Consider the following 13,638-nt stretch of genomic DNA (forward strand, 5'->3'; position numbering starts at 1 on the left):
TGTCAGTGTATGCTACCATTGTAATGCGTATGTCCTGAAAAGAATGTTAGAACGTGTTGCGGCAAATTTGAAAAGTTTTAGCGACTCGCGTCAGTTCCTGGGAGCACGGGGGGCGCTCAGGTGGAACATTCCGCAATTGATGACAGAAACAGCGATGCGCGGCTTGTACTGCCAATCGATTTCCTGCAGCCGGTTGCGGCACTGGCTCTCGATCTGCGGCCGCTGCTCGGGCTCTGCGCCCATCAGCAAGCCGTCGTAGTACGCTTCGACACGCCGCAGCTCAAACAAATGCTGCTCGTGCGCTTCTGCGGCCCAGCTATGATCATAGCGGGCGACGATCCGTTCAAGGTGCGCCTCCAGCTCGTTCATCGCTTTGTGTACCGGGATCAAATCCGGCAAAAGATGCAGGTTCGCCGGCAGCTTGGGCGACAAGCTTTTCGTTAATAGCTGCTTGTGAAAATGCTCGCGAATTTCACCCGTATTCAACTGCATCGCCAGCGAATGAATTTCGCTGCGCTTGCGGTCGCAAGCCAGCTCTACTTTATAATTAACGCAAAACCATGTATCGTAAACAAGCGTCGTGCGCGGCGCAGAAGGGAGGAAGAAAGGCTCTTCAAACAGACGGACAAAACGGCCCTTTTGCAGCGTAATGTCAAAAAGCTGCTCCAGCCGCCTGCTGCCCAGCGTCACCTCGTCGCGCGGCACGCGGGCAGTCACAGTCGTCGGTACGAAGCCGAAGTAGCGGCCAAGGATGCTTTCGGCTCCGCTGCCGGACTCGCCCGACGCGGCTGTTCCCGGCCCCGGCGAGGCGTTTGTCGTTGCAACGCCGCCCCCAGCACCCCGGGCACCAGCCAGTCCGCTCGCAGCAGTTCCCATGCCATACGCGCCCGGTCCCGCGCCGAACGCGCCCGCCGCCGTCACTCCCGCACCCGGTCCCGCGCCGAACGCGCCCGCTGCCATCACTCCCGCCCCCGCGCCCGCCGCCGTCGCCCCTGCGCCCGGTCCCGCGCCGAGCGCGCCCGCCGCCGTCGCCCCCGCACCCGGTCCCGCGCTCGCGCTCGAGCCCGCCGCCGTCGCCCCTGCGCCTGCACCCGCGCCGAACGCGCCTGCCGCCGTCACTCCCGCACCCGGTCCCGCGCCAATCGCGCCCGCTGCCGTCACTCCCGCGCCCGGTCCCGCGCCGAACGCGCCCGCCGTCGTCGCCCCCGCGCCCGGTCCCGTGCCCAACGCGCCCGCCGCCGTCACCCCCGCACCCGGTCCCGCGCCGAACGCGCCAGCCGCCATCGCCCCCGCGCCTGTTCCCGCGCCGAACCCGCTTCCCGCCGTCGCCCCTGCGCTCGTTCCCGCGCTGAACGCGCCCGCCGCCGTCGCGTCGGTTCCAGCGCCAATCGCGCCCGCGGCCCCCGTACCCGGTCCCGCGCCCGTCTGGTCGCTACGTCCGGCCCTCCCGCCAGCCCCCTTACCGGCCTTTATCTCCGCCTCGTGCGCCTCCGGGTCAAAAACGAACGTATACGTCATCGTTTCCGCGGCCGCGCCCGTCCGTTCGACGAAGCTCCAATAATACGGCCGGCCGGTCATTTCGCGGTCGGCTTCCGGCGACAGCTTGACTGTTACGCTGGCCGGCGTTTTTTCCAGCACTGTGCAGTCATAAGCTTCGAGAAAACGCATTACAAACGTATGAATACTGCGTTTATTCATGGCCGCACCTCAACGTTTTGTCCGTAAGCGCCGTTCAAAATCGCTCCAATCGCCGGGGCCGGGCGCTCCGTCTGCTCGCGGACGACCTCGGAGCGCGCTTGGCTGAACGCATGGCCCAGCTCGTCCAGCCGCTGGCGGATCGTTTCGCCGCCGCTTTCCATGACGATGCGGAACAATGACGATTCCAGCGAGCCTTTTTTCTCAATCCGCTCCAGAATCGTATCCAGTTCGCCAATCACGGATTCGAACATATTGATTTTCTCATGCAGCAGCGAGAGGATGTGCTCCTCGATCGTGCCTACGGTCGACAGGTTGTAAATTTTGACGTCGTGCGTCTGGCCGAGCCGGTGTACCCGCCCGATCCGCTGCTCGACGCGCATCGGATTCCACGGCAGGTCGAAGTTGATCATATGGTGGCAAAATTGCAGATTGATGCCTTCGCCGCCGGCTTCCGTGGCGACCAGCACCTGCGCCCGGCTTTTGAACAGGTCCATCATCCAGTCCTTTTTGCCGCGATTCATTCCGCCCCGATAGGGGACGGCGGAAATTTTATGCTGCTTCAAATAATTGAGCAGGTATTCTTGGGACGCCCGATATTCGGTAAAAATAATCACCTTCTCGCCCAGCGACTCGACGAGCTCCATGACCTTTTCGGCCTTCGTGTTGGCCGTGATGCTGCGGATCAGCTCGACCAGCTCCCAGATTTTCGCGCGGACGGGGGAGTCTTCAGCCGTTTTCTTGAACAGGTTGACCAGCGTAATAAATACCGCGTCCCGCGAGCTGCACACCTCGCGCTGCAGTGTAAGCAGCGACAGCATGCTCGTCATATCGCCTGCGCTTTCGCGATAGCGCGAGCGCACAAATTCGGTGACGCCGTCATACAGCGCCTGCTCCTCGGGGGATAGCGTCAACGGGATATTTTTGACCACGCGTTTGGTAAATTGCAGGCCGCCGTCGCTGCGCCGGTTGCGGATCATCACCTTGGCGAGCTCCTGCTGGAGCTGGTCTTCATTTTTGACCGTACGCTTGCCGACAACGAAATTCGTCTTGAAGCTGGTTTGCCCGCCGAGCTGGCCCGGCTTGAGCAGGGTGATCAGGTTGTACAGCTCCTTGAGATCGTTTTGCACGGGCGTAGCGGTCAGCAGCAGGCAATATTTTTTGCGCAGCTCGTTGACGAACTGGTAGTTGGTCGTTTTTTTGTTTTTCAGCTTGTGGGCCTCGTCGATGATCAGCATGTCGTATTCGAGGCGGGTGACGATATCCTTGTGCGGGTCGCGTTTGGCGGTGTCCATTGAAGCGACGACGACGTCGCATTGCTCCCACATGTAGGCTTTTTTTTGCGCGGCGGCGGGAATGCCGAACTTCTGGTTCAGCTCGCGCACCCATTGCAGGACCAGCGATGCCGGCACGAGAATCAGCGTTTTGCGGACGAGCCCGCGCACCATGTACTCTTTGAGCACCAGTCCGGCTTCAATCGTTTTGCCGAGGCCGACCTCGTCGGCGAGAATTGCCCGCCCGCGCATCTCGCTGAGCACGCGCCGCGCCGTATCGAGCTGATGCGGCAGCGGAGTTAGCCCGCGCAGATGTTTTAAACTGAGCAGTTCGTCGAAGCTGGCGATCAGCCGCGATTCCTCGGCCTCATAGGCAAGCTGGTAGAGCGTCCAGTCGTCCCACGGGCCGCCGGTAGCGAGCCGGGCGTTGAAGTGGTGGAACCATTCCCGGTCGATATGCATATGGAGATGATCATGGATCGGGCGAATATTCTCCTGCTGTTCGTTCTGACGCATGGGAGCCTCCTCGTGATCTCGGATTGTGCATACAGGAAAAAAAAGCCGCTGAACGCGGCGAAGCGCCGTCGGCCGGACCTGAAAAGGTCCCGAAGGACAGCGGTAAAGAGCTTACTGGTTAGTATGTCCAAAACGGGGGCGTTCATAACTTTTCCAAGCCGTTTGTGATATGATAGATGAAGTTTGCAGGGGGCAGCGGCCGTGTGGAGGGCCGGACAAGCCGAAGGAAGGATGGAGTGGTTATGGGATCATGGCGTTTTTTACATACAGGGAATCGTTCTCCCGCTGAAAATATGGCGATTGACGAAGCGGTGCTGACCGCGCACAGCGAAGGGCTCGCGCCGCCGACGGTGCGGTTCTACGGGTGGGAGCCGGCCACGCTGTCCATCGGATATTTTCAAAAAATCGCGGAAATCGACTTCGATGCCGTGCGCGCCGAAGGCGTCGGCTTCGTGCGCCGTCCGACGGGCGGCCGGGCCGTGCTTCACGACAAGGAGCTGACGTACAGCATCATCGTCTCGGAGACGCATCCGGGCATTCCCAAAAGCGTCACTGACGCCTACCGCGTGCTGAGCGAAGGGCTGCTGCGCGGATTTCGCGCGCTGGGGCTGGGAGCGGAGATGGTCAATCTGGCTTCGGAGGAGGAAAAAGCGAAATACGCCTCGGCCGGCTCGGCGGCGTGCTTCGATTCGCCCTCTTGGTATGAGCTGGTCGTCGAAGGCCGCAAGGTCGCCGGCAGCGCCCAGGTGCGGCAAAAGGATGTCGTACTGCAGCACGGCTCGATCCTGCTCGATATGGATACGGATCAGCTGTTCCGGCTGCTGCGCTTCGACAACGCGCGGACGGCCGAGCGGCTGAAAAGCAGCTTCCGGCAAAAGGCCGTGGCCATCAACGAGCTGCTGCGCGCTCAAGGCAAAGCGCCGGTGACGCTGGCCGACGTGGAGACGGCGTTCCGCCGGGAAATACCCGCCGGGCTTGGCGTTGAACTGGTCGAAGGGACGCTGAGCGATTATGAAAAAGAGCTGGCGGTACGGCTCGTTCGCGAAAAATACGGCACGGACGAGTGGAACCTGCGCCGTTAAGGCGCTGTCTGATGAGCGCGCCGTTCAGCACTGACTGGGAAAGTCGCCGGTATCTTAAAGGCGTCAACCGGCCCGCATCAAAAAAAGGCGCTTCGCGCCAATCGCAGCCAGAGCTGTGATTGGGCGAGGCGCCGTTTCTTTTTCAATATCGCGATCAAAACGCACGTATACGCATCCGGGACTATCGTCTCTACCTTGTGATTTCCATGCGCCCTTTGTCCGAATTTGGCGGAAAAATTTCCCGGGTAATAGTCCCGGCCAGCAACAGGGGATAACCCGGCCCTACCCTACAGCAGCTATCAGACGCCCCCCCAGTGGGCAATTCCCTTCAGCTACGCGCTGAAGGTCGCTTCAAACGCCGTTTGCAAGCGGCGCGTCACAATGCCGGGTTCGCCGCTGCCAATCGGCTGACCGTCAATGCGCACGAGCGGCGTCACTTCAACCGTCGTGCCGGTAATAAATACCTCTTCCGCGCCCAGCAGCTCATCAAGACCGAAAGCTTCCTCCCGTACCCGCAGGCCAAGCCCGCGGGCCAGCTCCAGCACGACGCCGCGCGTAATGCCGTGCAGGATCAAATGGTTGGCCGGATGCGTGAGCAGCATGCCGTCCGCGACAATCATCACATTCGAAGCGCTGCATTCTGTCACCGTTCCGTTACGATGCAGCACAACCTCCTGCACGCCGTGATCCATCGCTTTCTGCTTGGCCAGCACATTGGGCAGCAGGTTCAGCGTTTTGAGATCGCAGCGCAGCCAGCGGATATCGTCCTGCGTCACCGCGCTGATGCCGGATTGCATCGCACGCGTCGGCCGGTCGACTTCGGAGCAATAGGCCATCAGGACGCTTTCTGCGCCGGCGGGAAAAGGATGCGAGCGAACGGCCTCGCCTCTTGTAATTTGCATATAGAGCGTTGCTTCGTCCAGCTCGCTTTGTGCGGTCAGCCGCTCCAGCAGGTCGCTGATTTCGGCGAGCGAATAGGGCAGCGGCAGGCGCAGCTCGCGCGCGCTGTTTTCCAGACGGCGCATATGCGCTTCTTTTTCATACAGCTTGCCGCCGTAAATCCGGAACACCTCGTAAACGCCGTCGCCGAAATAATAGCCGCGGTCGTCCGGCGATATGCGCACCTCGTCCTTCGTCATGAAGCGGTCCTTGAAAAAATACAACGTAAATCTCCTCCTTCGCCTGCGGTTGTCCGATCTGCTACCAGCGTATCAAAGGACGGCAGTCCCGTCAAAAAGCTTCGTCGCGCTGGCAGTCGGCGCTGACGTTTTCAGATTTGGCAGCGGGTGCAGACTGTGTCTGAAGCTGTGCCTTACGCCTAGCATGAAGCGTGCTGCCGCAACGCCTGTACGGAGTCGTGGGCAGCGCGTTTCCGCCTTGCGCACCCGCCTTGTCGGCGGCAATTACGAGCGCTTTGCGGGCGATCAGGATGAGTTTTTTTCACGGTCCCGGTTGCTTGAAAATTGCTTGGGACTTTGGTCGGAGGATGCGGAAAATGTCGTTTTCGCTCAAAATATGCATTTGAAATAGAGAGGATTTCGAAGAAAATCGCAGATAAATACGGGAAAACCTGTCCCAATCGCCGAATTTGCTTTTTGGCTCATTCGATGCACAACATGTAGTGTTGTATAATGAAATCCGCACACTATATATTGTGATTTTACATATTCTTCATATAGTCCCAGACGTTATATTCGGCAGGCAGTTGAATCCTATTAGGAGGGTGTTGTGGTTGAAGACGATGCAGCTTAAAAAGAAATTGGATGGGTTAAGCGAGAAGATTTTTTTGGACCGTTATGCGTTGAAAAATGCGGACACGAGCGGAGCGAAGGTGGGCGACACCGTACTGGTGCTGACCAAGGACGATCCTAAGTTCCCGGCCAAAGAAGTTGGCGAAATCATCAGCCGCGACGGCAATACCGTCAAGGTCAGAACGCGCAGCGGGGAAGTGGTGGAATCCGCCGTTGAGAAGCTGACGTTGAATGTGGAGAAAACGCCTGAGGAGATGTGGGACCGGCTGGCCGGCGCTATGGCTTCTGTCGAAGCGACGCCGGAGAAGAAGAAGGAGTGGACCGACAAGTTCCGCTATATTCTTGACGACTGGAAGCTCGTTCCGGGTGGCCGGATCGCGGCGGGAGCCGATGCCAGCGACGAGTTGACCTTGTTCAACTGTTACGTCATTCCGTCTCCGCACGACAGCCGCGGCGGCATTATGGCTACGTTGAGCGAAATGACCGAAATCATGTCCCGCGGGGGCGGCGTCGGCATCAATCTGTCTTCGCTGCGTCCGCGCCGTTCCGTCGTGAAGGGCGTGAACGGCTCCTCCAGCGGCGCAGTATCCTGGGGCGGCTTGTTCAGCTACACGACCGGCCTGATCGAGCAGGGGGGCAGCCGCCGCGGCGCGCTTATGCTGATGATCAATGACTGGCATCCCGATCTGCTTGATTTTATTACGGTCAAGTCGACGATGGGCCAGATTACGAACGCCAACCTGTCCGTTTGCGTCAGCAACGGCTTTATGAAAGCGGTCAAGGAGGATCTGGAGTGGGAGCTGGTGTTCCCCGATACGACCGATCCTGAATATAACGACAAATGGGACGGCAACCTCGACGCCTGGAAGCAGATGGGCAAAGCGGTCAAGCCTTACCGCACCGTACGCGCGCGCGACGTCTGGCATACGATTATCGAATCGGCATGGAAATCGGCCGAGCCGGGCGTCGTGTTCATGGAATATTACAACCAGATGTCGAACAGCTGGTATTTCAACCCGATCATTTGTACGAATCCGTGCGGCGAGCAAGGGCTGCCGGCTTGGGGCGTCTGCAACCTGTCGGCGATTAACCTGTCGAAGTTTTACGACGCCGAGAAGCACGATGTCGATTGGGAGGACTTGGGCCGCGTCGTCCGTTATTCCGTGCGTTTCCTCGACAACGTCATTGACAAGACGCCGTACCATTTCGAAGAAAACCGCGAGAATCAGCAGGGCGAACGCCGCGTCGGCCTCGGCTCTATGGGCCTTGCCGAGCTGATGATCAAGCTGCGCATCCGCTACGGCAGCAAGGAATCGCTGGATTTCCTCGATCGCATTTACGGCTTTATGGCGAAGGAAGCGTATCTGGCTTCTGCCGAAATTGCCGGCGAGAAGGGCTCCTTCAAGCATTTTATCGCCGATAAATTCCTGCAAAGCGGCTTTATGCGCAACATGACCCAGGTATATCCGGAGGTTGGCGCAGCGATTCAGAAAAAAGGCATGCGCAACGTCACCGTCATCACGCAAGCGCCTACGGGCAGCACGGGCACGATGGTCGGCACGTCGACGGGCATTGAGCCGTATTTTGCCTTCGAATATTTCCGTCAAAGCCGACTGGGCTTCGACAAGCAATACGTGCCGATTGCTCAAGAGTGGAAGGATCAGCATCCGGAGCAGGAGCTGCCTGACTACTTCGTGACGGCGATGTCGCTGACCGCGGAAGACCATATCCGCGCGCAAGCGGCCATCCAGACATGGGTCGACAGCTCGATTTCGAAGACGGCGAACTGCCCGTCCGATTTCACGGTTGAAGAGACAAAGCAGCTGTATGAATTGGCGTTTGATCTTGGCTGCAAGGGCGTAACGATTTACCGTGACGGCAGCCGCGACGTGCAGGTGCTCAGCACGAGCGACAAGAAGGAAGAGAAAGCGGCAGAAGCCGCGCCGGCTGCGGTGCAAGCTGCGCCTTCCGAGGCTCCGGCCGCCGAAGCGACCACTGGTGAAGCAGGCTCCGACGTCGCAGGACTGACCAGTTTGTCCAGCAAGCTGTCCGTGAATGTCGACGCCAAAACCGAGCAGGTATTCGATAAGCAATATAAACGCCGTCCGCAAATTTTGCGCGGGGCTACGTATAAAGTCAACACGCCGTTTGGCATGGCGTACATCACGATCAACGACATGAACGGCACGCCAAGCGAAATTTTCCTGAACGTAGGCAAAGCCGGTTCCGATGTGTTCGCGATGTCCGAAGCGTTGGGCCGCGTCTGCTCCTTGTTCCTGCGCTACGGCGACCACGGCGACAAGGTCAAGCTGCTGGTCAAGCATCTCAAAGGCATCGGCGGTTCCGGCGCGATTGGCTTCGGCAATAACCGCGTCGAATCGATTGCCGACGCCGTTGCCAAAGCGCTTGAGCAGCACGCCGAAGTAATGGGCGAAGGCGACGACGCGCAGAACTACGTCACCGCGACCAGCGAAGTGCTCGACGCCCCGGCAGCTCCCGCTGTCGAAGCGCCGCAAGCCGCTTCCTACAGCGGCGGCCACAGCCACGGCGACCACGCCGGCCCGGCCACGAAGGACCTGTGCCCGTCCTGCGGCTCCGCCTCGCTGATCAACAGCGAGGGCTGTAAGAACTGTGCGAACTGCGGGTATAGTCGTTGTAGTTGATGGAATTTTGAATTGAAGATTTGGAATTAGCTAAAGAAATGAGTTTTACCTGTAGTCGAAGCCGCATCATGAAGCTTTGACTACAGGCTTTTTTTGTTTAAGTGAGATCGGTGCTTAGGGTATTGAGAGTAAATCAAAACCAAAAGTATTCGTAGCAATGAGCTTCTTTGAAAAAATAGAGAAAGCAAGAAATAGTATCTTAAAAGCAATTAAGGATTCAGGTTATATGCCAATCCTTTTATTAGACAAGCAATATAATGGACAAATTGTTCCTGAGATTCTATACGAATTAAAAAATTGTAAATTTGTTGTTGCTGATTTTACGGAGAACAAAGGTAACATATATTTCGAAGTATGAGTGATTGACAAAAAAACACCTTTCGTTTGGTAAAATGGAAATTGTCGAGATCCCCATTCCAGACAGAAAGGTGCACACCACCATGTTACACCAAATCGGGTCTGTCAAGAACTTGGTGTAAACTCCATTGAAGCGAATCCCCCCGAGGGGGGATTTTGTGCTTTCATCGCAGGTGTTGGCCGATGCGGTCAGGAAAGAATACCGAGAGCTGGAGCAGCATCTGGCCCCACTTCTGCACGCGGCCTGTCCATTTGCGAATGACGTCCATTGTCGCCAAATAGAGCATCTTCAGGAGTGCTTCGTCCGTCGGGAAAATACTTTTGCCCTTCGTCACCTTCCGCAGTTGCCGGTGGTAGCTCTCGATCATGTTGGTGGTGTAGATCAGCTTGCGGATTTCCGGCGGGTACTTGAAAAAGGTGGCTAGCTCCTCCCAGTTATTCCGCCAGGATCGTACAATGAGCGGGTATTTGCCGCCCCAAACCTCTTCAAACCGATCCAGTTCGAGCAGCGCGCTTTCCTCGGTAGCTGCCTTGTAAATCGGCTTTAGATCCGCCGTGACCTTCTTCAGATCCTTGTAGGAGACGTACCGGGTCGAATTGCGGATTTGGTGGATGATGCATGTCTGGATTTCGGTTTTCGGATAGCTGGCGCTGATCGCTTGGGAGAAGCCGCTCAGGTTATCCACACAGACGATCAGGATGTCCTGAACGCCGCGGTTTTTCAGATCATTCAGCACACCTAGCCAGAACTTGGCGGACTCGTTCTCGCCGATCCACATGCCCAGCACGTCCTTGTTGCCATCCAGATCGATGCCGATCACCATGTACGCCGCTTTGTTCACAATGGCCCCGTCCTGCTTCACTTTGAAGTGAATCGCATCCATATACACCACCGCGCACACGCTCTGCAGCGGCCGGTTTTGCCATTCCTTGATCAAGGGGACAATCTTGTTCGTCACATTGGAGATCAGCGTCGGTGAGACCTCGATGCCATACAGGTTTTGCAGATGATCTTGAATGTCTCGGGTACTCACTCCCTTGGCGTACAGGGCGATGATCTGATCTTCAATCCCGGTGACATTCGATGGGTGCTTTTTGACGACGGAAGGCTCAAACTCGCTGAGGCGATCACGGGGGACGATAATCTTTTGCTCGCCGTACTCGCTCACGACGGTCTTCTTCCGTTTTCCATTTCGGCTGTTCAGCGTGGTCTTGTCTTTCACCTCATGTTTCTCATAGCCCAAATGCGTGTCCAGTTCCGCCTCCAGCATTTCTTGCAACGTCTCGGCAAACAGGTCTTTCAAGGCGTTCTGCGCGTCCTGCGCTGTCACCAGCTTGTTCTCCTTGATGAACGCTCGCAGTTGCTCTTTGCTCCACATTCCCATGTGTACTCCCCAACCTTTCGTATACCTTCATTTTACTGGGTTTTGAGAGCCCCTGAACAGGTAGTAAATTTTTATGAGGTTTATATTGACACTGCACTTTTCAATGATGGACTAACAAATGAAAAAGATGACTACAATCAAATTTTAAGTGAGGTAGTATTTAAAAAGATTTCTTGTTTCAATGAGGTTCATTGATTCTTATATTGGAAAAAATGTTAATAAATTGTTTAAATGATAAACTGTATTCTTGTTTTCAAATGTATGGAAAAATGTTAGTATGCAACTTATTAAATAATGCTCCATTTCTACGGAAACTAAATGAAAGGCTACGGGGCCTTTTCATTTTGAGTTTAATTTCAACAAAATCTTTGCAGGCTTGTCCGACGCGGGCCAGCCTTTTTCCCTACTGTGCATAAGCCGGTAGGTATATGTACATGCAAATTCTCCTTGATTCGAATAAAGTAACGTAGAATCGAGGAGGTGACGGGACAATGCCGGTGAAAAATGGAAGCCAGTACGTGGAGCGGATCAATAGCAGCTTGCCTGACGTGCGGATCGCCGGAGAACGGCTGACAGGAGCGATTTCGGAGCACCAAGCGTTCAAGGGGGTCATGGCGACGCAAGCTGCCATGTACGATATGCAGCATGACGAGCGTTGGCAGGCGTCTCTATGCTATTCATCGCCTCTGTCGAGCGAGCCGGTGGGCCTTTCTTTTCTGCAGCCCAAAACGAAGCGGGACCTGGCAGCCAGAAGAAAGATGATGCAAGTATGGGCGGAAGCGCATCACGGCTTTTTGGGCCGGGCTCCCGACTACATGAACACCGCAGTGATGGCATTTGCCGCTGCGGCGAGGCTGCTGGAAGAGGATAATCCGCAATTTGCCGAGAATCTGCAGCATTATTACGAATACTGCCGTGAGAATGATATCACGTTATCGCACGTATTTATTCAACCGAAAGCGGCGAGATTCCCGCCATCTCTTGCCCGTTTGATCGAAGAGCCGGCCGCCGCTCGTGTGACGGATAAGAACAAGGATGGTATCGTCGTGTGCGGGGCATTCCTGATGGATACCCAAGGGGTCACCTCGGACGAAATTTTCGTCTATCCGGCTCCGTTCTTTTCAGAGTCGAGTCAAGACAGTCCCTATGCTTTTGCATTCGCTGTACCCAGCCGCCATCCGGGGGTCCGGTTCGTCTGTCGGGAGAGCTTCGTTGGCGGCGATTCCGCTTATAACTACCCGCTAAGCTCCCGATATGATGAAATGGATACGCTGGTCATCTTCGATCATGCGCTCATTCCGTGGAATCGGGTGTTCATATGTGGCAATGAAAGTATGCTGAGCAGGCTTTTCGACGGAAGCCATTTTCATACGCATGCGGGGATGCAAATTATGTGCAAAAATATTGCCAAAACAGAATTCGTGCTCGGCACGCTGGAAATGCTGATAGAAACGTCAGGATTGCAGGGATACGGACAGATCGTCGAAAAGGTGACGGAAGTCATTGTGGCGCTGGAGACGCTAAAGGCGCTGCAGCTTGCAGCGGAAAAGGGGGCCGCTCTCGACCGGTGGGGCAGCATGCTGCCAGACCGTAAGCCGCTCTTGGCCGCCAATGTTTATTTTCCGCAAATTTACCCCCGTCTGGTGGAAATCGTCCAATTGATCGGCGCAAGCAGCTTGATCATGATTCCGGACGAGAAGGATTTTGATACGGACCTCGACGATTCGCTCAACCTTTATTTGAAAGGCATCGGCTTAAACGGCAAGGCGAACGTGCAGTTGTCGCGGCTGGCCTGGGATTTGAGCGTTAGTGCGTTTGGCGGGAGGCAGACGGTGTATGAACGGTTCTTCTTCGGCAATGTCCATACGGTGAGCAGCCGCTTGTACAATGGGTACGAACACGGCAGAGAGCTCTTAATGAAACGGGTACAACATTTTTTGTCCTAACATGCAGGCTCCCGCCTATGCCATAAAATGAATGGACATAATCGTCAAGCTCAGCAAAAATACGTTGTCTGTATGGTAAACGATGATGTCATCCTTGGAAACACCACGCCCCCTAACACCTCACATGCTTCCGCTTGAACCCCAGCCTTCCTCTCTCCATTGTCTTGTGAATGTTCTCCACGGTGCTCAGCACCTTGCTTTTCCCTTTATCGCTGGTCACTTCTACGGGGCTGACGGCGTTCGCGGTGGCGACGGCTTGGTCGTGCAGCGGCAAGTAGGAGGTAGCGACGGTGTAGATGAAATTGCTCATCGAATATTTGGTTCGCTCGGGAGCGCTGTGAATCGTTTGCTCGATCTGCTCCAGCATCGCGGCGAGCTTGTTTGACGCGAATTGTGCGTCTGGGCGGCTGCCGAGCAGCCAGCAGTAGCAGCTCCAGCCGGCGGACATGCGCAGGTCTTCGCCACTGGCGATCCATTTGTCGGCCACGTCTTGGGCGATATCCGCTTCCGATAAGGTGACGGCGACGACAAAGTCGGACAGCATATAAAAGTAAGCGGCGTCCATCCAGCGGTCATAATCCGCTTCGGTCATGACGTTGGGCTCGGCGATGACGCCGGCGAAATACATCGCATCGTAATTCCCCGTGGCATACAGCTCCTCGGCCAGAGCTTGATTGAGCTTGGTTTTTTTCAAAATCGGCTTCATGTCTCCGGTCGCCACCCCAAAAAGCGGCTCGTGCGCGCCATTGGACAGGTACATTTTTTTCAGTCGTTCCTTGCCGAGCGCTTCGAGCTCCTGCATGACGGTTTCTATATGCATTGTTGACCACTTCCTTCGTTTGAACGGTTTTCTTTTCTGTGCTTCTCAAGCTTATGATACCTAATATCTGGTCCCGGCACCACTGTGAGGTGGAGTCCGATCACTGCGGGAACGCTGGTTGTAAAGCTCCTGTAGAGGTGGCTGTGGTA

8 protein-coding genes are annotated in these 13,638 nt (G+C 56.2%); 3 read left to right on the plus strand and 5 right to left on the minus strand.

From position 1 onward, the window contains the following. Window positions 1–90: 90 nt before the first annotated feature. Window positions 91–1,698 carry a YqhG family protein gene (locus tag B5M42_RS25305; protein ID WP_134757184.1) on the minus strand — a complete coding sequence of 536 codons (1,608 nt, stop codon included), beginning with the start codon at window positions 1,696–1,698 and terminating at the stop codon, window positions 91–93. Further along, window positions 1,695–3,485 carry a DEAD/DEAH box helicase gene (locus tag B5M42_RS10580; RefSeq protein WP_134757182.1) on the minus strand — a complete coding sequence of 597 codons (1,791 nt, stop codon included), beginning with the start codon at window positions 3,483–3,485 and terminating at the stop codon, window positions 1,695–1,697. The genes B5M42_RS25305 and B5M42_RS10580 overlap by 4 nt, the downstream gene beginning before the upstream one ends. Window positions 3,486–3,727: 242 nt before the next feature. On the opposite strand from B5M42_RS10580, the gene B5M42_RS10585 reads away from it, so the two are divergent. Next, the gene (locus B5M42_RS10585; RefSeq protein WP_134757180.1) at window positions 3,728–4,567 is read left to right on the plus strand and encodes a lipoate--protein ligase family protein; all 840 of its coding nucleotides are present in this window, start codon (window positions 3,728–3,730) and stop codon (window positions 4,565–4,567) included. Window positions 4,568–4,899: 332 nt separating this feature from the next. Here B5M42_RS10585 and dat read toward each other — a convergent pair whose 3' ends face one another. After that, complete coding sequence (gene dat, locus B5M42_RS10590) at window positions 4,900–5,730, minus strand: D-amino-acid transaminase (RefSeq protein WP_134757178.1); 831 nt, start codon at window positions 5,728–5,730, stop codon at window positions 4,900–4,902. Between the two features lie 569 nt (window positions 5,731–6,299). Between dat and B5M42_RS10595 the strand changes: the two genes are divergently transcribed. Further along, on the plus strand, window positions 6,300–8,981 hold the full coding sequence (locus B5M42_RS10595) for an adenosylcobalamin-dependent ribonucleoside-diphosphate reductase (RefSeq protein ID WP_134757176.1): 2,682 nt from the start codon (window positions 6,300–6,302) through the stop codon (window positions 8,979–8,981). A 521-nt stretch (window positions 8,982–9,502) separates the two neighbouring features. Here B5M42_RS10595 and B5M42_RS10600 read toward each other — a convergent pair. Further along, the gene (locus tag B5M42_RS10600; protein WP_134757174.1) at window positions 9,503–10,723 is read right to left on the minus strand and encodes an IS256 family transposase; all 1,221 of its coding nucleotides are present in this window, start codon (window positions 10,721–10,723) and stop codon (window positions 9,503–9,505) included. A gap of 491 nt (window positions 10,724–11,214) precedes the next feature. Here B5M42_RS10600 and B5M42_RS10605 point away from each other — a divergent pair, with 491 nt between their 5' ends. After that, window positions 11,215–12,669: a 4-hydroxyphenylacetate 3-hydroxylase family protein gene (locus tag B5M42_RS10605; protein ID WP_134757172.1), complete on the plus strand. Its 1,455-nt coding sequence runs from the start codon at window positions 11,215–11,217 to the stop codon at window positions 12,667–12,669. Window positions 12,670–12,781: 112 nt separating this feature from the next. On the opposite strand, the gene B5M42_RS10610 is transcribed toward B5M42_RS10605, so the two are convergent. Then, window positions 12,782–13,489, minus strand: a complete 708-nt coding sequence (locus B5M42_RS10610; RefSeq protein WP_134757170.1) for a DNA alkylation repair protein — start codon at window positions 13,487–13,489, stop codon at window positions 12,782–12,784. Window positions 13,490–13,638: the final 149 nt, after the last annotated feature.

It is taken from the genome of Paenibacillus athensensis (assembly GCF_004514475.2).
Taxonomy (GTDB): Bacteria; Bacillota; Bacilli; order Paenibacillales; family NBRC-103111; genus Paenibacillus_AL; species Paenibacillus_AL athensensis.

Coding starts and splice junctions, on each gene's coding strand:
- B5M42_RS10610 (WP_134757170.1), bottom strand. CDS start 13,489: ATGCATATAGAAACCGTCATGCAGGAGCTCGAAGCGCTCGGCAAGGAA.
- B5M42_RS10580 (WP_134757182.1), bottom strand. CDS start 3,485: ATGCGTCAGAACGAACAGCAGGAGAATATTCGCCCGATCCATGATCAT.
- B5M42_RS10605 (WP_134757172.1), top strand. CDS start 11,215: ATGCCGGTGAAAAATGGAAGCCAGTACGTGGAGCGGATCAATAGCAGC.
- B5M42_RS25305 (WP_134757184.1), bottom strand. CDS start 1,698: ATGAATAAACGCAGTATTCATACGTTTGTAATGCGTTTTCTCGAAGCT.
- B5M42_RS10600 (WP_134757174.1), bottom strand. CDS start 10,723: ATGGGAATGTGGAGCAAAGAGCAACTGCGAGCGTTCATCAAGGAGAAC.
- B5M42_RS10585 (WP_134757180.1), top strand. CDS start 3,728: ATGGGATCATGGCGTTTTTTACATACAGGGAATCGTTCTCCCGCTGAA.